The sequence below is a fragment of the Bacillus sp. 7705b genome, assembly GCF_002289525.1.
Lineage (GTDB): Bacteria > Bacillota > Bacilli > Bacillales > Bacillaceae > Bacillus > Bacillus halotolerans.
In genome coordinates this window covers 92,360-113,364 of the sequence record NZ_NSDH01000042.1, presented here as the reverse complement: position 1 = coordinate 113,364, position 21,005 = coordinate 92,360, and the positions used below count along the sequence as shown (strand labels likewise).

24 protein-coding genes and 2 pseudogenes are annotated in these 21,005 nt (G+C 40.8%); 9 read left to right on the top strand and 17 right to left on the bottom strand.

The window, feature by feature from the left end; genetic code table 11:
• Positions 1 to 94: 94 nt before the first annotated feature.
• The 6 genes from CJU60_RS16785 to CJU60_RS16760 form a co-directional block, all read right to left on the bottom strand.
• Positions 95 to 358: a YesK-like family protein gene (locus tag CJU60_RS16785; RefSeq protein ID WP_095714371.1), complete on the bottom strand. Its 264-nt coding sequence runs from the start codon at positions 356 to 358 to the stop codon at positions 95 to 97.
• A 71-nt stretch (positions 359 to 429) separates the two neighbouring features.
• Positions 430 to 975, bottom strand: coding sequence for a GNAT family N-acetyltransferase (locus CJU60_RS16780; RefSeq protein ID WP_024120491.1), 546 nt, complete (start codon positions 973 to 975; stop codon positions 430 to 432).
• A gap of 123 nt (positions 976 to 1,098) precedes the next feature.
• Entirely contained in the window at positions 1,099 to 1,668 is a 570-nt protein-coding gene (gene cotJC, locus CJU60_RS16775; protein ID WP_024120490.1) for a spore coat protein CotJC, read from the bottom strand.
• A 14-nt stretch (positions 1,669 to 1,682) separates the two neighbouring features.
• On the bottom strand, positions 1,683 to 1,946 hold the full coding sequence (gene cotJB, locus CJU60_RS16770) for a spore coat protein CotJB (RefSeq protein WP_095714370.1): 264 nt from the start codon (positions 1,944 to 1,946) through the stop codon (positions 1,683 to 1,685).
• A complete protein-coding gene (gene cotJA / locus CJU60_RS16765) occupies positions 1,930 to 2,178 on the bottom strand; it encodes a spore coat-associated protein CotJA (RefSeq protein WP_095714369.1) in 249 nt (82 codons plus the stop codon). The genes cotJB and cotJA overlap by 17 nt, the downstream gene beginning before the upstream one ends.
• Positions 2,179 to 2,250: 72 nt before the next feature.
• Complete coding sequence (locus CJU60_RS16760; protein ID WP_024120487.1) at positions 2,251 to 2,880, bottom strand: TetR/AcrR family transcriptional regulator; 630 nt, start codon at positions 2,878 to 2,880, stop codon at positions 2,251 to 2,253.
• A gap of 251 nt (positions 2,881 to 3,131) precedes the next feature.
• On the opposite strand from CJU60_RS16760, the gene CJU60_RS16755 reads away from it, so the two are divergent.
• Positions 3,132 to 4,115 carry an amidohydrolase family protein gene (locus CJU60_RS16755; protein WP_095714368.1) on the top strand — a complete coding sequence of 328 codons (984 nt, stop codon included), beginning with the start codon at positions 3,132 to 3,134 and terminating at the stop codon, positions 4,113 to 4,115.
• 57 nt (positions 4,116 to 4,172) lie between these two features.
• Here the strand turns inward: CJU60_RS16755 and CJU60_RS16750 are convergent, their stop codons facing one another.
• The 8 genes from CJU60_RS16750 to CJU60_RS16715 form a co-directional block, all read right to left on the bottom strand.
• A complete protein-coding gene (locus CJU60_RS16750; protein WP_095714367.1) occupies positions 4,173 to 5,021 on the bottom strand; it encodes an NmrA family NAD(P)-binding protein in 849 nt (282 codons plus the stop codon).
• Complete coding sequence (locus CJU60_RS16745) at positions 5,018 to 5,470, bottom strand: nuclear transport factor 2 family protein (RefSeq protein ID WP_095714366.1); 453 nt, start codon at positions 5,468 to 5,470, stop codon at positions 5,018 to 5,020. The genes CJU60_RS16750 and CJU60_RS16745 overlap by 4 nt, the downstream gene beginning before the upstream one ends.
• Before the next feature lie 81 nt (positions 5,471 to 5,551).
• Positions 5,552 to 6,133 (bottom strand): TetR/AcrR family transcriptional regulator, encoded by a 582-nt coding sequence (locus tag CJU60_RS16740; protein ID WP_095714365.1) that lies wholly within the window; start codon positions 6,131 to 6,133, stop codon positions 5,552 to 5,554.
• A 111-nt stretch (positions 6,134 to 6,244) separates the two neighbouring features.
• The gene (locus CJU60_RS16735) at positions 6,245 to 6,655 is read right to left on the bottom strand and encodes a spore coat protein (protein WP_095714364.1); all 411 of its coding nucleotides are present in this window, start codon (positions 6,653 to 6,655) and stop codon (positions 6,245 to 6,247) included.
• Positions 6,656 to 6,791: 136 nt separating this feature from the next.
• Positions 6,792 to 7,511: a YebC/PmpR family DNA-binding transcriptional regulator gene (locus CJU60_RS16730; protein ID WP_010333282.1), complete on the bottom strand. Its 720-nt coding sequence runs from the start codon at positions 7,509 to 7,511 to the stop codon at positions 6,792 to 6,794.
• A gap of 169 nt (positions 7,512 to 7,680) precedes the next feature.
• Positions 7,681 to 7,860 carry a phosphatase RapH inhibitor gene (locus tag CJU60_RS16725; protein ID WP_095714363.1) on the bottom strand — a complete coding sequence of 60 codons (180 nt, stop codon included), beginning with the start codon at positions 7,858 to 7,860 and terminating at the stop codon, positions 7,681 to 7,683.
• A complete protein-coding gene (gene rapH / locus CJU60_RS16720) occupies positions 7,850 to 8,992 on the bottom strand; it encodes a response regulator aspartate phosphatase RapH (protein ID WP_095714362.1) in 1,143 nt (380 codons plus the stop codon). Before rapH ends, CJU60_RS16725 begins: the two co-directional genes overlap by 11 nt.
• Before the next feature lie 163 nt (positions 8,993 to 9,155).
• A complete protein-coding gene (locus CJU60_RS16715; RefSeq protein ID WP_095714361.1) occupies positions 9,156 to 10,139 on the bottom strand; it encodes a hypothetical protein in 984 nt (327 codons plus the stop codon).
• A 216-nt stretch (positions 10,140 to 10,355) separates the two neighbouring features.
• Here CJU60_RS16715 and CJU60_RS16710 point away from each other — a divergent pair, with 216 nt between their 5' ends.
• From CJU60_RS16710 to CJU60_RS16680, 7 genes and pseudogenes are all read left to right on the top strand, one after another.
• Entirely contained in the window at positions 10,356 to 12,245 is a 1,890-nt protein-coding gene (locus CJU60_RS16710; RefSeq protein WP_095714360.1) for a T7SS effector LXG polymorphic toxin, read from the top strand.
• A gap of 24 nt (positions 12,246 to 12,269) precedes the next feature.
• Positions 12,270 to 12,476, top strand: coding sequence for a bacteriocin immunity protein (locus CJU60_RS16705; RefSeq protein WP_095714359.1), 207 nt, complete (start codon positions 12,270 to 12,272; stop codon positions 12,474 to 12,476).
• A 202-nt stretch (positions 12,477 to 12,678) separates the two neighbouring features.
• Positions 12,679 to 13,144 (top strand): annotated as a pseudogene (locus tag CJU60_RS16700) (antitoxin YezG family protein).
• A gap of 73 nt (positions 13,145 to 13,217) precedes the next feature.
• Entirely contained in the window at positions 13,218 to 13,613 is a 396-nt protein-coding gene (locus CJU60_RS16695) for an immunity 22 family protein (RefSeq protein ID WP_095714358.1), read from the top strand.
• A gap of 170 nt (positions 13,614 to 13,783) precedes the next feature.
• Positions 13,784 to 14,084: pseudogene (locus tag CJU60_RS16690) on the top strand (hypothetical protein).
• A gap of 183 nt (positions 14,085 to 14,267) precedes the next feature.
• The gene (locus CJU60_RS16685) at positions 14,268 to 15,392 is read left to right on the top strand and encodes a response regulator aspartate phosphatase (RefSeq protein ID WP_095714357.1); all 1,125 of its coding nucleotides are present in this window, start codon (positions 14,268 to 14,270) and stop codon (positions 15,390 to 15,392) included.
• A complete protein-coding gene (locus CJU60_RS16680) occupies positions 15,382 to 15,576 on the top strand; it encodes a hypothetical protein (RefSeq protein WP_095714356.1) in 195 nt (64 codons plus the stop codon). The genes CJU60_RS16685 and CJU60_RS16680 overlap by 11 nt, the downstream gene beginning before the upstream one ends.
• Before the next feature lie 593 nt (positions 15,577 to 16,169).
• Here the strand turns inward: CJU60_RS16680 and CJU60_RS16675 are convergent.
• On the bottom strand, positions 16,170 to 16,742 hold the full coding sequence (locus CJU60_RS16675) for a toll/interleukin-1 receptor domain-containing protein (RefSeq protein ID WP_095714355.1): 573 nt from the start codon (positions 16,740 to 16,742) through the stop codon (positions 16,170 to 16,172).
• 745 nt (positions 16,743 to 17,487) lie between these two features.
• Between CJU60_RS16675 and CJU60_RS22085 the strand changes: the two genes are divergently transcribed.
• Entirely contained in the window at positions 17,488 to 17,733 is a 246-nt protein-coding gene (locus CJU60_RS22085; protein WP_095714354.1) for a helix-turn-helix domain-containing protein, read from the top strand.
• 52 nt (positions 17,734 to 17,785) lie between these two features.
• Here the strand turns inward: CJU60_RS22085 and CJU60_RS16665 are convergent, their stop codons facing one another.
• The gene (locus CJU60_RS16665; RefSeq protein ID WP_095714353.1) at positions 17,786 to 18,685 is read right to left on the bottom strand and encodes a restriction endonuclease; all 900 of its coding nucleotides are present in this window, start codon (positions 18,683 to 18,685) and stop codon (positions 17,786 to 17,788) included.
• Between the two features lie 424 nt (positions 18,686 to 19,109).
• Positions 19,110 to 20,972 (bottom strand): ATP-binding protein, encoded by a 1,863-nt coding sequence (locus CJU60_RS16660; protein WP_095714352.1) that lies wholly within the window; start codon positions 20,970 to 20,972, stop codon positions 19,110 to 19,112.
• Between the last annotated feature and the right edge of the window lie 33 nt (positions 20,973 to 21,005).

Below are 21,005 nucleotides of genomic sequence, written 5' to 3'. Positions count from 1 at the left end.
CGCTTTCATTGCAAAGTAATATGTATTTCTCCACTCGAAAGAAAATTCCTGCCGGCCCGTAAAAAATTCGACATCATTTGAGACGGCAAATGTCTTACCTTCTCCTGATTTGCCTTTTCAACAGCCGGAACACCGTCTCGATCAAGTACCCGGCAAACGCTCCGACTATCACATGAATCCCAAGCATGCCCAGCGCCAAGCCATCCCAGCCGCCGACAAAAAAGATGCTGCACCAAATTGTGATCACACCGAGAACAAGCAGCCCACCCAGTATCCATTCCGGCCATTTATTTTGCGGCATCCTCAACCGCAGAAAAATGAAGACACAAGCGGAAATACAAGCCGTCGCAATGGCCATCACATAAAAAAAAGATCATCCGCCCCGTCCTCCCTTTTCAAAAAGGCAAAAAAGCCCCCTAAAAAGGACGCTTATTCTGACTTGTTCAGTTCTTTCTCAAACAAATGAAACCCCGAGGCATCTGATCCCTTGAATTCATATCCCATTCTCCGGTAGAAGGAATGCAAGGCGTCGTTATCAGCAACACAATCAAGACGGATCCGCTGTTTCCCCGGATACTCAACACCTGTCTCGGTCCATGTGAGAATCTCGGCCCCAAGCCCATTTCCCGCAAACCGGCGGCTGACCGCCAGACGATGCAAATAAATGGACTCTTCGTGCCCCTCGTCTCCCCAAAGCGTTCTGTCCCACTCGCTCGGCTCAGGCAGAAGCATCACTACACCGGCCAGCTCTTGATCTTTCTGGAACACAAACACATGTCCGCTTTCAATTGAGCCAACAATATCATGTGAGTCATGCCCCTCCAGCAGCCCGCTCCATTGGTCAGAGCCCTGGTCCCGCAGCCATTCAGCCGTACGGACGAGCAGTCCCGTTATTTGCTCTGCATCCTCACGATCTGCCAGGCCGGCGTAAAAATCATTTGCGACAGTTTCTTTCGTAATCTTAAAAGATGTCATAAAGGCCCCCCGATCAAAACTAAACTTACATGCATACCTTCATTATAATGCAAGCAAACGACAAAAAAACAGAATATTTTGTCTGTATGTAAAAGGACGCATGAAGGGAGCCCCCGCTGCCTGTTAAAAGAGTTTCTTCTTATCCCTTTCTTCTTTTAAAATCTCAACCGCTTCCCTGAAGCGCATAGAATGCACAATTTCACGTTCACGCAAAAACCGCAGAGAATCGTTCAAATCAGGATCATCCGAAATATCAATCAGCCACTGATACGTCGCACGCGCTTTTTCTTCTGCTGCGATATCTTCATACAAATCCGCAATCGGATCGCCTTTCGCCTGAATATAGCTTGCCGTAAAAGGCACCCCCGCCGCATTGTGATAAAAAAGCGCGCCGTCATGATTCGCGTAATGATCGCCAAGCCCGGCTTCACGCAGCTGCTCCGGCGTCGCATCTTTCGTCAGCTTATACACCATCGTCGCAATCATTTCCAGATGAGCAAACTCCTCCGTGCCGATATCTGTTAAAAGGCCGATGACCTTATCAGGAATGGTATAACGCTGGTTCAAATACCGGAGAGCCGCGGCCAGCTCGCCGTCCGCTCCGCCATATTGCTCAATCAAATACTTTGCCAGCGTCGGATTGCACGTGCTGACCTTGACGGGATATTGCAGCTTCTTTTCATACACCCACATTCAAGCATTCCTCCTTATACTTGCCACGGCCATGGCCCTCGATTCCAATCCCAATCCTCACCCGCGGGGCTGTTGCCGTACTGCAAAAGCGGTCCGTAAGATAATTCGAACTGTCTTTTTAAGTGCCTCGAATAACCGGAATATTGATTAAATTGCTTTAGCGCGTCTTCATCATCAGGATGTGTATCTAAATACAGACTCAGCTCAACAAGCACAAAATCCGCTGCTTGAATCTGCTCAAGCTGGCGGTAATATTCCGCATCAACCTTTTTTGTCATGTGCGTCTCCCCCTCGATAAGGATTTTCATAAAAATCATAGAGATCCTTCCAAAGGGTGCCTTTCCTTAAAGCCTCCATCGGTGAAAACTGCTCCATATGCTCAGGCTGAAAGGTCATATAGAGGTTAGGCGGCGTTCTGTAATATTTCTTCCCTATGGGCGGACAGGGATCAAAACGGCTGTGAAAGGGCGTGTATGATTTAACAGGTGTAAACGGCTGCATATCCTTCATTCTGGCTCCTCCTTTCTCAAAAACAATGACCTTAATAGGTATGAGGCAGGAGGCGTCATTATGACAAAAATCTTAATAAGGAAGCTTGATTTGTTTTTCTATACCCGCAATCCGGAGAGGTCCCAAAAGCGTTAAACGTGTTAATTGATTTGCCATAAATAAAGGACTGTACTTCATGCCGCTTTCCAGCCAGGAACAAATCACCCCGATATGGGCGGAGGTGATATAGCTGACCAGTATCTCTTTCGGAATCTGAAGCTGTTTCTCAGATTCTTCAATGGATGAAAGCAATTCTTCGTAAATTCGTTTCTGAACGAATTCCGCCATCAGACTTCTGAATTGAGGAAGCCCTCTGTCACTCAGCATCACTTGAAAGTACTCGGCGTGTTCATGGATGTACTCAAAGAGCCTCACAAATGAAACAGGCGGATGATCCTCATCCATACTGACCGGTTCCACCGGCGTCTCAGGCTTAACCTGCCGGATCAAATCATCGAGAACCTCCGTCATGCTTTGAAACAGAAAATCCTGTTTATCCCGATAGTGCAAATAAAAAGTGCCGCGGGTCAGATCCGCTTTTTCAGTAATTTCCTGAATCGTAATCGAATTGGCTTCTTTTTCTTTCAGCAATGCGATCAAAGCGTCTCTTAAATATTTGTTCGTTCTTTTGACTCTCGGATCTACTTTATGCTTTTTAGACATTTTTTACCTCCTTGTCTAACTTTTATTTTATTCTGGACAAATCATCAGCTGATGTCTTCTTCTAAACGTTTGCACGTTCTCTGTTTATTGACCTTTTCCCAAAATCTACTGTACCATGAACTTACATCTTGTACATGATGTAAAGTAATAAACACGGTGTTCATTACCTATTGAAACGAAGCTTCGTGACGTAAAATGAGTGCACTCCATCTGATCTACACCAGACATGAAAAAGAGAGGAGCCTTTTGACATGAATGGAAAAATCGCATTAGAAGAGCACTGGGAATCTCCTGATTTTCCGGCAACGGGAAGTCACAATTTTACTGACGATGAATATTTCAGCGCTGTCCAAAAACGATTGCAGGAATTCGAGAAACGGATTGAAGACATGGATAAAAACGGCATCCAAACGTCGATTCTCTCATTAACCCAGCCGGGGATTGAAGGAATCACCGATCCTGACAGAGCTGTGAAACTCGCCAAGCAAATGAACGATCACGCTGCGGAATTCTTCGTTTCCAAACATCCAGACCGTTTTAAAGCATTTGCGGCGGTTCCGCTTCAAGATCCTGAAGAAGCAGCGAAGGAGCTGGAGCGGGCAGTAAACGAACTCGGTTTTGTCGGCGCCTTGGTCAACGGCTACAGTAATATCGGAGACGAAAATACCGCTCAATATTTAGACGAGCCACAGGTACGCCCTTTCTGGGAGAAAGCTGCACAGCTTCAGGTTCCCGTCTATCTGCATCCGCGTATTCCGCTGCCAAATCAGCAGCGTATCTATGAAGGCTACGAAGGCCTCCTCGGCTCAGCATGGGGCTTTGGCGTTGAAACAGCAACACACGCCATCCGCCTGATTCTGAACGGCCTGTTTGACGAATACCCTGATTTGACCGTAATTCTCGGACACTTAGGCGAGGGTCTGCCATTTACGCTGCCGCGCGTCGAACACAGACTGCGCCATCAGCGCCCTGAGACCCATGGAAACCATAAAAAAGCGCCGACTGAATACCTCCGCAAAAACTTTTATCTCACAACAAGCGGCGTATTCAGAACACAGGCATTAATTGATACATTGTTAGAGGTCGGCTCTGACCGCATCTTATTCTCGGTGGACTATCCGTATGAAACGATGGAAGAAATCTCTTCCTGGTTTGACCAATGTCCAATCAGTGAAACAGACCGATTCAAAATCGGCATCGAAAACGCGGCCAGTCTTTTTAAACTCAATAGATAAAAAGAAGACCTTCGGCAGAGCCGAAGGTCTTTCTAGACTATTCAGTCCAAAATGAGGTCAGCGCGTCCAGTACGAAACGTGATCAGCCGCAAACTCATCCAGCGAGCGGGGCTCTTTTCCCGTGACACGCTTCACTGTATCCGTCACCCGGTGTTCGGCACCATGGCGAATCGCTTCTTCTAATTCCGCCATAAAGCGGGCGTAATCCGCAGGCAAACCTGCTGTTTCCATCCTGTTTTGCAGTTCGGAAGAAGAAATGCTGACATGCGTCACCGGACGTCCCGCCGCGGCTCCGATGATCTCCGCCGCTTCAGCGTAGCTCAGCGCCTCAGGTCCCGTCAAAATATGATGAGTATTATGAGGCGCAATGTCAATCAAAGCACGCACTCCTGTTTCCGCAATATCATCAGCATCAATAAAACCAAGTTTCCCTTCACCCGCCGCCGTGATGATTTGCCCCTCAGTTTGAATGGACATGCGATGCTGGACATTGATGAAGTTTTGCATGAAGTATGACGGCCGCAGCACCGCCCATTCCGGAAACCCGCGTACTGCACGATGCAATGCACCAAATACAGGACCATCCTCAGGAACAGCGGACGCGCTGAGCATCACCACACGTTCAGCACCGAGCCGCTTTGCTTCCTTTAAAAATGGAAGCACATAAGGAGACGGATCAAACACACCAACCGGCGCAACGAGATAAATCCGTTTCACCCGCTCCAAAGCAGGCGTAAAGCTGTACTCATCCTTCCAATCAAAATATACATACTCCGCATTGCTAATCTCGCCCTTTTTCCTGCTCGCGATGCGAACGCTGTAACCCTGCTCAATTAACCGTTTAGCAATCCGGCTCCCTGTCGTGCCGGTTCCTCCCGTAATCAGAATCTGATCGTGACTCATCATTTTTCATCCTCCTCTGTTTGTATAAATGTTTCAATGGTTTCTCCAAACGTCTTATTGACGACAAGCGGATTCCAATAATCCTTATAATGCAAAATGCTGCCGTCCTTCGTTTCAATCACACTGATATAGGTTTGCCGGTAAGGCAGCCCAGTCGCGATCGCATAGCCTTCACATTGAAACTCCGCAATGATCGTGTTTGTATCAGCCGAGCGATACACTGTCGGAGCAGTAAACGCAGAAATATGGATTTTATCAGGAAAATCCTTAATATAATCGTAAATGGCCGCCTTCCCTTCAATTCTTTCCGGAAATCCCTCTGGCGCATAGGGAAACTCCAATACGGCATGTTCATCCCACAGCTCTGTCCAGCTCTCCATATCCTTTTCAAGCATATATTGCATAAATTGATTCAGTGTGTCACATGCTTTTTCGTATTCCGTCATCATCATGGATCATCACCTCGTATTTTATTCTAGACCATTCAGTCCAAAAAATGCGTCAAAGGGCTAAGCACCCTTTATCAAAAAAAGTCAATCAAGGACAGATAAACTCACTTCAACATAATCCTGAAGATGGTCAAAATCAGCAGAAACCTTAGCGATAAACGTCAGAGACAGCCTGCTCTGGTTTAAATAACGGGCAAGCGCCGATATATCAAGATGCTTCTTCAATTCTCCTTCAGTCTGTGCCCTTCTCAGCGCCTGATAAAAGGCCGTCTCAAGCTGTTTCGTCTGTCCTTCAAAGTACCGGGCAAGGGCCGAATCATGCGGGATTTGTTCAATAGCGCTGTTGATGATAAAACATGCCTTTGAACGTTCAGGATCTTTCAGGACATTCACACCCTCCTGAAAAATATCACGAATGGCTTCCTTGACAGAGCCCGGTGCCTCAAGCCTTTCAACAACAGCCGCGTTTTTTCCCTCAAGATACGTTTTCACAGCGGACAAAAACAGATCCCGCTTCGTTCCATACGTATCGTACAAACTCTGGCGCGCAATGCCTAAATGAGAGAGCAGCTCCTGAAGAGACGTGCCTTCGTAGCCATACTCTCCAAAAACCTCTATCGCTCTGCGTAAAACAAGCGCGGTATCGAATTCTTTATTCCTACCCAAACGAATATCACCTCCTGCAAGATGATATTACCTTTTCCAGACTGAACAGTCAAGAAAAAGAAAAAGAAAAAAACACCCTTGATCAGCAAGAGTGTCCGTTCTCCACGCTTTTTATTTATGGCCGTCTTTTCCCCAGTGCCCCATTTGGTGGTGATGGTGCCCGTAGTTACCATCATGATGCCCATAATTTCCGTCCTCATGATGGCCGTAATTTCCATCCTGATGGTGTCCGTAATTTCCATCAGGGTAATGCTGGTGATGTCCATCATTATCATAATGCATTCCGTAGCTCGGATAACTCATTGAGCTCGGATAGCCTCCGCTTGGGTAGCCGCCGAATCCTCCAGACATGCCATAACCCGGGTAGCCTGCGCCTCCATAACCTGGATGGCCCATCCCTGTATACATGCCATGGCCCGGATAGCCCGCGCCTCCGTACATGCCGAATCCCGGACCGCCTGCACCATAGCCTGGGTAAGCGCCAAAACCGGGTCCGCAGCAGAAGTGTCTTGTATCAGTCATATCCAATCTCTCCTTCACATAGGTTACAGTCCAGCGTATGAGAAGAGCTTGCAGATCGTATAGACACCTGCCTATAAACGGATAAAACAATTTCCCGGACAATAAAAAAAGCAGACCATGACAGTCTGCTCCTTTTTTATTCACCAAGATCTACGTTATGATACACCTGCTGAACGTCTTCCAAGTCCTCTAACGCGTCAATCAGCTTTTCGAACTGTTCCTTCGCGTCCTCAGGAAGTGTCACTTCACTTTGCGCAAGCATGGTCAGCTCCGCTACCGTAAATTCCTCAACGCCCGCGTTTTTAAATGCCTCCTGCACCGCATGGAATTGATCCGGCTCCGCATAGACGATCACGCTGTCATCCTCTTCTAAAATATCGCGGACATCTACATCCGCTTCCATGAGAATTTCAAGCGCTTCATCAGCCGTTTTGCCTTCCACACCAATAACAGCCGTTGCGTCAAACATGTAAGCGACAGATCCGCTCACACCCATGTTTCCGCCATTTTTTCCGAACGCCGCACGCACTTCCGGCGCCGTACGGTTCACATTATTCGTCAGCGCATCAACGATAATCATTGATCCGTTCGGCCCGAAGCCCTCATAACGAAGCTCATCATAATTTTCTTCCGCTCCGCCCTTCGCCTTCTCGATCGCACGTTCAATGATATTTTTCGGCACACTGTAAGTCTTCGCGCGCTCAAGCACAACCTTCAGCGCCTGATTGGATTCCGGATCAGGCTCGCCCTGCTTTGCCGCCACATAAATCTCACGGCCAAACTTTGCGTAAACCCGACTCGTATTTGCGTCCTTAGACGCCTTCTTCTCTTTAATATTGTTCCACTTACGGCCCATGATGTTCCACTCTCTTTCATTTATATCAATCTAAATACTGTTATTCACTTTAACCATTATACCTCAAATGCTTTGGTTGTTTCGAGTGTCTTGCGTTAGAAATAGAAGGAATGCGGTAGTTTAAAAGTACGAGACGACACAAACTTCCAATAAAGCAAGAAAAAAAGCCCTAGCTAAGGGCTTTCTTATCCGGATCAGTCATGACATGATGAGGGGAATGATCGATATACGTTGTGTTTCGATCCGTTGATTCCTTAAAATCGCCGGACTGTGTCAAGAAAGGAACCGCAATGCTTCCGCAAATAAGGGGAACAGCAAGACACATCATCACTTTTTTCTTAATAAGCATATAAACACTCTCCTTTTTGAATATCCTCTTGCGCTTGCAGCACTTTTCGGTAAAGCACAGCAGCATCTTCAAAATGACAGCGGCTTTCAAATACAGATGCCGCACTTTGGGCACATGCTTCCACATAGGCGTGCAGATTCTTTTCTTCAAAGCAGCTCAATACATCATGAATCCTGTCTTCATCCATAACATCTTTGTACAACGCCTGTAAGAACGTATACAATTCTTTATAGTATTTATGGTGAAGCATACTAGGATATTTTTTGATATATTCTAAGCCTTCATCTATAAACTGAAACGCCTGCTGTTTTTGTCCAGCTTTACATAATGTCCAGCTTAACCCAAACAAGACTTTCGGCAGCAAATCAGGAACCGTTTCTCTGCTTACTTTCGCCGCTTTTTGGAAGTGCTCAATTGCCAAATCATATCTTCCTGACCTGTCATAACTGTTGGCGATGTTCAATAAAGAGATGCCAATGAACCTGTCGTTTTGAATGTCCATTGCCAGCTCCAGTGCCTTTCTTAAATGCGGGAGCGCTTTATCATAACATCTGAAGTCATCATAATTTCCTGCTATGACAAACAAGCTTTGTATTCTTCTCATGCTATATAACGGATGATCTTGATAAATGTCTAAGGCTTGAAGGATATGATGCATCGACACATGGGTTTGCTTCATATGGTAATACGCTTCTGCCACTTTAAAATGAAATTCCGCTTTCTCAATTTCATCTGACAAAAACGGCAGTTCCTTCTCCGCCTCGCGATAAAAACCGATCGCTTCCACATATTCTTTTTGATCAAATTCATACATGCCGCGAAAAAACAAAGAGTAGTATTTCAAAAGGCCTGTGAGTTTTTTCTGAGGAGTTTCAATCGTTTCCAGAAGCTCTGTCACTGTAGGGCGATTCCCATATGTTTGTCCCGGCTCCAAATAATCCAGCATCAGCTGGTGCCGAAAACACATGAGAGAATAATAGATCAGCAAATCCTGATCCTCTTCCATCTGCTGAATGTCCTGCTCCACCTCCGCTTTGAGAACCTCAGCATCCGGAACACTGAACTGGCGAATCATCTTGTACCATTCATTAATCTTAACACCAACACGCGAAGACGGTATGGCTTGACTCAACGGCTTCCCTCCTTCTCTGTGAGATATGTCATATTCTATCAATCCCAAATTTTGAAAACAATACGAAAGGAAGAAATTGTTTTTTCATCCTGTCAATTTGTTTTTCTCCGCAAAAAAGGACCCCATGAAAGGGTCCCGTGTCATTCTTTTTTCATATACGTTTTCACTGATCGTACACCACAACAAAATCCTGAACCTTCACTTGTTCCTCAGGCAAATCAAACTGATAAAGCATCTTCTTAGAATGGATATCAAACACACCCACGTACCCGCCAATGCCCTTTTTATGCTCTTCCTGGGCAACAACATACAGTTGATTCCCCTTAAACTTTGCATCCATATAAGGGAATTTTAAGCCGTATGTGCGAAAAGAAAAGTCATTCCCATACTCAAGCAGGTTCGCTTCCCCCTCTTTGTCTTCGTACGTCACATAAAAACTGCCGCTTTCTTTGTCATAGTACACGGTATCAGCATATTCAAGATCATCAGGATAAGAAATATACTTCGTCTTCCATGTCCCTTTTTCAATCACAGTCAGTTCATGCTGCGAGCTCGCGACAATAAATTCCTCCGAGTCTGCGAATTTATCAGCGTATGAGGCTAAGCTCAGGGTCTCTATGATTTCCTCTGTGTTTCTGTCAATCACGTAAATTGCCATGCCTTGAATGACATAAATATAATTCTCGTCACTCGACCCCATCGTGACAAGTGAAGGCAAGGTGAGGCTATATTCCTTTTTCGTTTTTTTGTCGTTTATATGCACGTCATTCCCCGTCGTATCAACGTTATAGGCCTTAACAGAGACATCCTTTCCCTCATACCAAAACGCAAATGGATCTGACAGCGGATGCTTTTTTATGGCATCCTTCTCCAGCGTGTAATAAAAGGACTCATGTTCCGCTAATAAAACAATGTCTGTTGATGCGTAAGACTTCGTTTGGATGTACGGCACATCCGCCACCTTGAACGTGCGCCTATTAAATCTTTCGCCTGTTGAGGTTGAGAGCAGCGTGCTTTCTTTTATGAGAGGGTTGGAATAGATAAAATAGATGCGGTCTTCTTCGGGATGAATGGCAGAAGTTTTGACAGGAATATTGCTTTTATTATGTAACTGAAGATACAGAGCAAACAGGATGATGCATATCATAAACCCTAATAAACCGAATATAATGTTTTTTCTTCATCAAAATGCTCCTTTAACTGTCTATCAATAATCATTTCGACTATGTTTACACAATCCCTTCGTGAATAAAGACACATGCCAAACGACTCATTTTTCCATCGAAACACGTTTCCACAGCCATTCTTATCCTGCTCCGTGGTAAAATTTTGATATCGAGCGAACAAAAGAAGGGAAATGGTCATGAAAGTATTTGAAGCGAAAACACTGCTTTCGGAAGCGACAGACCGTACAAAAGAGTATAAAGAACTAAGAACGCAAATGGTCAACTTGAGAAAAGCATTAAAAAGCGTCGCTGATCTCAGTGACAGTGAATTCTCGGGAAAAGGCGCCAGCAACATCAAAGCCTTCTACCATGACCACGTCGGCGTCACCGACCAATGGATCGACTACATCGACATGAAAATCGCATTTTTCAACAGCATCGCCGGAGCCGTCGAGGATAAAGCCCTCTCTGACGCATACATCGAAGAATCCTTTCTGGAACACGAGCTGGCAAACGCCCACCAAAAATCGAAATCCATTATGTCCGAACAGAAAAAAGCGATGAAAGACATCTTGAACGATATCGACAACATCCTCCCGCTCGACCTGTTTTCAACAGAAACCTTCAAGGACGAGCTGGCCGATGCCAACGACAAACGCAAAAAAACACTGGAAAAATTGGACGCCTTGGACGAAGACCTGCAGACAGAATACTCCCTGTCAGAACCAAACGAACAATTCATCAAGTCTGACTTCCAAAAGCTCCAAGAAGCAACAGGCAAAGGAAAAAACGCCACACCCATCCACTACAACGCCAAAGCGTACCGTGAGAGTGACATACATAAGAAAAAAGGCGACATTGAAAAGCGGACTGAGGCTTACTTGAAAATTAAGAAAGAGGAAGCGAAGGAACGCGAGATCAAGGAATTGAAGAAAAAGCTTGCGGATGGGGTGTCAGATCCGGATGAGTATTTAGAAATTGCGAAGAAGATTGGGTATGAGAACCTTGAGCCTGCACAGTTACAGTATGTGGCACAGCTTGAACAAGCAAAACAGCTAGAAAAAGTTGGCGAGACTGTACTGGAAGTCGGCGAAACCGCTTGGGAAATTCTAAAAGGAAGCGGAGTCGCTCTTTATGATATCGGGAAAGACACGGTAACAGGCGTCAAAGATTTAGCTGTCGGCGCATGGGAATTCTCCCAGCTATCCGATGAACAAAAGCTCGCCAAAACAGTTTCAACAATATTAAACACACCTTCCTATGCAAAAATCATATGGACAAACATAGCTGATTCATGGAATGATAAAATGGTTAATGGCGATGCATACTCACGATCGCATTATATTACCTATGCGGTCGGAAGCCTAGTTGGACTAAAAGGCGCTGGCTCTGCTGTAAAAGTAACAGGCAAGCTTGGTAAAGCAGGTGCTGCCAAAGTCGATAAAGTGCTTGAAGCTGGAGAAAAAGCTACTACTAAACATGTAAAGACAGGAATAGAAAAAGGAAAAAACTTCATCAATTCTTTTCCTAAAAATGAATATGAACCTGCCCTTGTAGGAATAGCGCAAGACATTGGTAATACTCACAATGTTAAGAATACCCCCTTATTAAAGAAGATTATAGAAGAAACTAAAGAATCTAGCATTCTATTCACCAAAAGAAACATCCCAGGTGTAGCAACTGGTAAAGTAACTCCAAGTAGAGGGCTGCAGCTTCAAGAAAGACTGATGTACAATAATGGTAAATTAGGGGTTATTCCTCAAGAAGTACGCAAACAACTTCTTGGGAAGGAGTTCAAATCATTTGATGAGTTTAGAAAAGAATTCTGGAAATCTGTAGCCAACACTGAATATGCAAATGAATTTAATAAAAATAATATAGCTAGAATGAAAAATGGGAACTCCCCTATCGCACCTAAAAAAGAGCATTATGGTAAACATAAGTCATATATTTTACACCATAAACAACCTATTGATAAAGGTGGAGATGTGTATAATTTAGATAACCTAATTATTACTTCTCCAAAAATGCATCAGGAGATACTAGATCCAGCTTATCATTTCGGAAAAAAAGGAAGTAAAAACTAAAGTAAAGAAAAGGAGAATAAACCCTTGAATAAAATGTCAAAAGAAGAATTAGTCTCATTGGTGAAAAAAATTATGAATCCTGAATTAGAAGATGAGGTTATTGGTAAATACATCGATTTATTAGAAGAAAATGTCCCTCATCCTGCACCAAGTGATTTAATTTTTTGGAGCGAAGAAGAATACACAGCCGAGCAAATTGTGGAAATTGCTCTTAACTATAAAGAAGAGTAATCACACTATAATCCGTAACCTTCAATTATAATCAAGATGTTTTGTCCAATTAGAGCCTCAATAGGGACATTTTAAAGTTTTCATATTATTATGCTTATACCGATGGACTTAAAAGGTACCTTCAACGCCCAGTGGTATGAGGATCTATAAATCCAAGATAGCTCTTCTATACTGGGCTATTTTTGATTCTAGAGGTACTTTTATGGAAACAGAAAAAATGGGCGTATTATATCAAAAAATAGCAGAACAAATTAATGAAATGATTCCACAGAATGGAATAAAGTTTCTCTATACGCAGAGATTTTAGATGACTCTAGAGAAGTATACTTTTTCTTTAATACAAAAAATAGTGAAGAGTTCATTTATTCTCATGACATTCCCGAATATTATCAAGTAAGTGCACAAATTTTGATAACTTGTTAATCGAACTACAAGATTTATTTGATGAACTAAGGGATGAATGGAAAGCGAATAACTCAGATGTGTGGACTAACCTTACGCTCAAGCTAGATTACACTGGAAAATTTTCAATAGACTATGATTATGAAAATGTTATTGAATCTACGTTAGACGACTACCAAAGACAAATGATCTGGGGATACACTAACTTGGGTATTTCCCCTATGGACAAAGAGGATGAGGAATTTATAAAGAACTATCTGAATTAGTGATGACGTTTACATCTGATGCAATTTCCATTACCCTCTTTTGAACCATTATGCTTGAGTAAGGGGTGAAAAATTGGAAAAACAAAGTTTTGTATCGCTTTGGATAGGGTACATAAAAAATTCATCCTCTTTAAATGATTACGTTAACCTAAAATACAATGAAGATGAAGGCGATTTTCTCCCTTCTCAATTTTTAATTGACTTTGATATAGATATCGATGATTTAGATGAAGACTTTATAGAAAAAGTCGCACATGAAAATAGTTGTAATAATTTAACTACACTAATTGGCGGTTGTTCGTACGATAGTGTTATCTTACCTCGATTTGAGAACATGGTAGGTACCACAATTCCTGAACAAATCAATGCTGCTGTTCTCTTATATAATTTTGAATATGACGGCAGGGAGAAAGAAATAAATGCAAAAAACTATTCATTTAAATTTATTGGTGCAGTATCCTATGTTTAAGTAAGGTTTAAAACAAAAAAAGTTCTAAATAAATATGAAAAATAGAAATTAATAGGTAAAATTTAATGTAGTAAAGATTTATTCGTTCGACTGTGCTTAATAAATCTGAAGCCCTCTTACTTGAGGGCTTTATTTTTATCTCATCTCACCTTTATAAAAGGAGCATCACCTTGACAGTAAGAAAAGAATTAATAAAACAAATAAATTTAACAATCACAGCAATAAAAACAAACAATCAAAAGACTCCAACTCCAATGGTGAAAAACATATTAAAAAGATATGAAGAGGCAAAAGAATTTATCCAACATTCAACTGAGGAACAATTCGAAGAAGACCTCTCTATAGTTAAAAATAAACTAGATACTCTGACAAGAGCATATCTAGAATCAGCTAACGACTATATGAATCCTATGAGAAATGCATAAGACAGAAAAACTGCTAAAAGAGTATGACGAAACTGCCCAGTCGTAATAACCGCAATCCAAAATTCAAAATTTGAGTTCGCACTAACCACCACAAAACCAAATATAACGCAAAACACCCATACTCCCTTTTGCGGATTACACCGAAAATTTATTTTGCGGTCTCTCAACCCCTTCCTATTAAATTTCAGTATTGATAAAATTTACATAATTAGTGAGAAGAGTGAGCAGTTTGGGCACAATTTCGTCTCCGCACGGGATGAAAATTAATGAGTGGAATCGGCATATTCAAAAGTTTAATGTGACTGACGCTGAAATGCTGAAAGCTGAGATCGAACGGGACATTGACATTATGGAAGAAGACCAAGATCTCTTGATTTACTATCAGCTCATTGCATTTCGTCATCAACTTATGATCGACTATGTGATTCCATCTGAAGGAAAACAAATGAAGTTATCAGAATATTTGAAGAGAATTGAAGGCAGCAACAGGAAGATGGAGAAACTTGTTGAATATTACTATTACTTTTTTCAGGGAATGTATGAATTTAAACAAGGCAATTTCTTGACTGCTATTACACTCTATCAAAAAGCAGAAAACACAATTCCTTATATTTCAGATGAAATTGAGCGGGCGGAATTTTATTTTAAAATGGCTGAAGTGTTTTATCATATGAAACAAACCCACGTATCCATGCACTATTCTTCTCAGGCGTATAACATCTATAAAACGCACGACCTTTACTCAGTCCGCCGCATACAATGCCATTTTGTAATCGCAGGTAACTACGACGATTTAGAAAGTCATGAAAAGGCGCTCCCTCACCTCGAACAGGCACTAAAAGGCGCACGGCTGCTTGAAAGCAAAAACAAGCGGATTTACGGCCAAGCTTTATTCAATATCGGAAATTGTTATCTTAAAATGGGCGAATTGACGAAAGCAGCAAAATACATGGAGAAATCGATACTCCAATTTAAAAAATCAAATTTCAACAACTTGACACAAGCTTACCACGATTTAGCCTTAATTTATTTTCTTCAACCTAAACAAGAACAGGCAATGGATTGTTTCAGAAAAGGCGTACGCTTCGCATGTAAATTCGATGATGACCTATTTAAAATCATGTTTGAAGGATTGCAGGCGCTGTTTATCAAAAAAGGAGAAGCGTCCATTTTATTAAATGTTTTCAACAAATTAGAGACGCCCCAAGGATATCCTTATATGGAAGAGTTGGCATTATTAGCCGCAAAGTTTTATACTGAAATTGGGCAGGTGGATGATTCTGTTATCTGTTTCAAAAAGATGGTTCATGCCCGCAAACAAATTCAGAGAGGGGATTGTTTGCATGAAATTTAAACTGATTTCATGCGCTGTAATTGCTTTGATCGGTGTAAGCTTTATCAGTTCTTCCTTAGGAAATGAAGTAAACGTAGCATCCAGAAACATGACAAGCAAAGCTGCAAACGATTCAACGAACTCCCTAGCAGACAAAGCCATCTTTGACAAGGAAATGACGATTGAAAATGGAACGCTTGGTTAAGGACAAGACGCAGTTTAGGCTGCGTCTCTTTTTCTAAAGAATACGTTAACAAGGTGAAGGAATGTTTTATGTTCAAACCTCTTAGAAAAAATAAATAGCTACGGTCAAACAAATATACTTTCTGTTGAATTCGAAGAACAACAAGACAATCTAAATGACTTGTCTACAATAATAAACGAAATGGATAATCTTCTAAAAAAGAGTAAACGTATTGATCTTAACAATGTTCAAGATGCTGATCAACTTCTGCTTGAAATCCACAAAACGATGACCTCACTTGAGTAGCATATATCTGAAATTAGTGATCTAACTATAAAATTACTCAAGAAAAACAATGAAGATTAGCCTTTCCATTTATAACAATCAAAAAAGGCAACAACCCCAAGGGTTAGTTGCCTTCTCTAAGTTCAAGCACTGCCATACACTCCACATGTGTCGTGTGCTTTTGACAGAACTGCGACTATATTCTACTTAAAATATAAGGAGTGGTTATCCACTCCTTATAAATATTTTATATTTAATTTTTCCACGTTTTAACACCACTAGTAATAGGTAACGCTCTAATTACTTCTCTAAAACCTTCTAAATGACTATCAGGGGGTTTTCCATACATACCTCTGTAACATTGATGGTACCTGTCCCCTTTTCCCTTTCTTATCAGGTAGTGAAAGTGTAATTATTGAAAATCTCTCTCTTTTTTTCATCTTTTCTGTAATCGCATAATCAATCTCTTGCTCCAAATCACCATCATCAACATAATTAGGGGTAACAAAGAATACCGCAGCACAAGAGTCCTCCATCCCCTTCAACAAAGCTCTATGAAGTGCTTCACCAGCAGCCATGGCATCCTCATCAAGCCATGGTTCAAAACCAAGCTCCTTTAATAAATAATGATATTCTCGTACAGCTGGTTTATCGATCCCCTTGTGACTTAAGAAAATCTTCTGTGGAAAATTCAAAATTATATCCTTCTTTAATATGTGAAAACTTATAGTAGGTAATCCAGTTTTTATATCGTTATCTAAGATCGGGGCGGCTTTTATAATTCCTTTCAACCAACTAACATCATTAAACTCAGAATGTGACGCCTTTAATAAACTGAGATTTATATAATAATAGTTATCCTCTATAATTAACCATTTGAACTTTACTTTATACTCTTTCATTTTCTCAAATAACAATCGTTGGTTAGTTTGAAGAGTAGGTATTGTAGAAATTTATAATTAACCCCTCATCTTTTTTCCAAGGTTGATGGTAATATTGTGAAATTCAATTAGAACTTCATTTTCTTTTTAAGATATATGTAGTGTCTTCATTTTATTATCTCCGTTGTTTCGCAAATTTTCTTATTTGATTTGACAAAGAAGTAATTAATTCAAATAAAATTTCTGTACTAATATACTTATTGAATTGAATCATATTTGGGTGCCTGAAAGTAACCATTGCGTTAAAGCTTAACGGTTGAAATTTGACATGTAAAATCTCTAAATGATTTAAATTTAGAATAGCTTCATATATCTCGCTCTTGTTTATGAAGGACCCGCTATATGACTCTGACTCTAAATCGTCTAAAAAGTTTAGATTTTCAATTGTCACATCCATTAGATTATTACTAAAGTTTTCTTTAAAAAGGAATTTGATAAATTGCTTATCAGTTACATTTATTTGAGAGATGGAATTTTCAAAAACTTTTTCAATATTAGTTTTAAGGTTTGCATGATCTTCATTTTTACTAAGAAATATCTACAATACCTGTTCAGTATTTATTAAATAAGGCGAATATGACATGGTCGACCTTATATTTTTAAATTTGTATTACTTTATATTGTTAAGAATTAGTCCTTATATTCTTATAATGAATTTGTCGAAAAAATCGACTTTAATACTTAAAAAGAAAAGGAGAGAATTATTATGTTTACAGTGGCAAAAGTAGCAGAGTTTTTGCAAATGAGCAAAATTACGATTTATGATCTAATTAAGACCGCAAAGTTAAAAGTGTATAAGATTGGTCATCAATATCGAGTATCATTCATAATCCACTCCGTTCGTTCCTCACGTTGTGGATGGGGGTCGCTAACGCTCCCCCTTTATTCTTCTTCCTATAACACTCATTCTTTTAAGGAGCATGAGCGCAGCGAATTGCTCCGTGCACCTTGACCGAGCGTAGCGAAGGGCAAGTGCACCAATTTAAATGGTGCTTAAAAATAAACTATTTTTCTTTGACTGTACCCTTTTTATCAAAAGTCCATCTTGAAATATCCTGATCAAATATTACTTTTTCCTGAGACCCATCTAAATATTTCAATAGGAGCAATGCAATTTTACCACCTGCATCTACCACACTCGTATCTTCTACGCTATAACACATGAATGAATAGGCGAATCCTTTCATTCCTATTAGTGTATCGTTAACATAAATATATTTCACTTCATCAAACATATATTGTCCAGTGGTTTCTTGTCCATCAATTCTTGGTAATCCATTTATTATAGGACTTAGGACACTTTCGTAAGTAGAAACTGAATTTCCCTTCGCATCGTAAAAATAATTAGCCCGAGTATCAGCTTCTTGCTGTAATGTGCCTTTTCCATTTAATGCTTCTTTTAACTTTTCAGTATCGTTTTCATCGTAAATAAAGGATATCCGCGGGGTATCAAAAAGTAAAGCTTTGATTGATATATGAATTTCCTTAATTCTGCCTTCCCAATCTGTTTCCTCAAATTCTCTTAATACTGCAAGTTTAATGTTTTCATCATCTGCAAAATTAACAGCTTCTCTTGTATACCCTTGACTTGTCACCACAATTGCTTCATCCGGCTTGATCTGATGAACCGCACCATGAAAATCTCTTATTATACTAATGCCAACAGTATTGGTATAATTTTTACACTCAATCAAAACCCTCTTTTTTACCCCAGCCCTCTCAATGACGATATCGATCTGGTGCTTAGTTTTTTTACCCACCCCAGACAGACGCATATCATGTATAACAACGTCCTGGGTCTCCAACACCTTGTAAACAATAGCTGCTAACTTCTCGTACTTTGTACCGTTTTTCAGCTTTTCTTTTACAACATACTGATCATATATCAAATCCATGCGGCTCATTGGCTACACCTCTAGTACTATAAGTTTTTTATACTTTTAAGAAAGGGCAAGTGTTGCACTTACCCTTTTTAAATATTAACCAGCAAACATCCTTGTTATATCATTAGCAAATCCACTATTCTTAGGGGAAGCAGGATGTATTACATTAGCAAGATGTTCATCCTGACTTACATGCCAATATTGACATTCATGGAGGAAAGCATCCTTAATATTGTGAGTGTACTTAAAAATAAAGTAATCGTAATTGTAAAGGTGGTTATGACTAATTAGTCTTGTTCGTAGACAAAACGGTCAGAACGTCCTACGTATCCAACTTTAAATCCATTTAAATCATTACCCAGAACGTAAACGCCAGTTCTATTGGGTTGACTTAAAACACTCTTTAACAATTTCAGGTGTGAACTTCCTTGTTAAAGCGAACATATTACAGCTGTTCCTTCTCTGCAAGGCTATTTATTGCTACTCCCAGTGCTAGACCCCATTGGGAGCGTAACTGGCTAAGCACTATATCATTATTATCAAAGAAGGACTCGGACTTAGCATAGCTCAACAATAAAAGCATAAAGGCGCGGCGTATCTTTTGTTGTTCAACAGTTTTCGTTCCTTCGTAAATATCAGACTCCTCATCCATTGTCTCTATGCTTCCACATAAAGGCTCAAAAATTTCCTTGTAGAATGGGTGATTAATATTTAAGTTGACAACAATATGTCCTAATAGATGCTTAGTTTCAAAGAAAATGGACTCAGGATACTCTACAGGTACAATACTGTACGGCTTTTCCTCTAACTCCTTTCTTCGTTCCTCAACAGTTTTGTCTTCGACCCCCGTTTTGGATGCTGAAGCTGCCAACTTATCAAATTCTTTATTGGCAGTCTCTTGTGAGACATCTGATCCTCTTTTTCCTTTGGCCATAATCTTGTCCGCCTCAGCCATTGCATCTTCAGCCCCAGCAAAAATGCCTGACTTTTTCGCTTCTAGACGTTTATGTTCACGGCGATCACGCTGAATCTCTTCTCTTAATGATTTGACAGCCTCAGAAATAATATCTCTGATTTTGTCACGTAGCGCAGTTACTGGCTCTGCACCACGTTTTATATAACGGACATGAAAATAGTTATCAAGTTCCGGCGGGAAGGATATCTCACATCCCCACCATCTATCGATATCGAGAGACCTAGCCTGACCTCTTTTTCCAATAATATAAGGTACATGGCCATATAAAACTTCTCGATTTGCTCTAAGAATAGAGACTCCTTCATTCTCATGAATTTTTCGGTCTGTAGCAAATTTACCGCCACCAGACTGGTCTTTTATACGCCATTCTTTTGGCAATAGGGTCATTGTTATTTCAACATCAGCGAACTCACCAGGTTTGCCCTGTACCTCAATAGGAATTTTAACAGTTTTACCCCAAAGCCTTGCTTTCATTTTCGTTTTAGGGTCCTCTAGGCTCTTTGGATCCACTTCAAATCGTGTTGGCCCTAATCGATATAAAGGATCATGAAGATAAACCTTTTCCTCATTGATGGTGATGTTAATACCACCATAAATAAACTTTCTAAAAGTTCTACCAATGTAGCTGGATAAACCCTTAATTTGTTGATCAGCTGCTAAAGCTTTTTCATTAATCTGATCGTATTGCAATCGGTCACAATCTTTTAAAATAATAATTGTGCCGGTACTATTTTCGAGAAATTTACTGTATTCCGCGGGCGGCTCCTTATAAACCGGAAATGGAATATATGCCTTCGCTGGATCTTTGATCACATCCAAGTCTAAGTAGGTATGATAGAATGCACCATCTTTCTTATCACGGGAGTATAATTCTAGACGCCTTGCAAGTGAGATACCGCCCAGGGTTAAGCCAACACCAAATCGGCCAATACCCAACCCTCCTTTTTTACGAGGGCGTGGACTGTCACCTAGGATCAGTGCACGACTAATTACGTTGTAATCCATTCCTTTACCGTTATCAATTACAGCAATTTCGTCCATGACTTCTTTAGCTTTTTTGCTATTTTTACCTTTTGAGTTAATTGTCTTCGTCAATATATGAATGTTATTCGCCTCAGCTTCAACTGCATTATCAATTATCTCGCCAAGCCCACTTGAAATCTCATATTCCGCATAACGCAGCGACTCATACATGGTTCCTGCTTTTACTAGTGATGCTCCTTTTTCCTCTAATAGCGGTACAACATCATCCGTAAAAAGTTTCTGTTGACCATACTGTTCAATAGGTAATTCAATCTGTCCTGCGATAACTTTTTCTTTTTCTTTACTCAATTACTTCACTTCTCCTTTGTAATGGTATGCGAG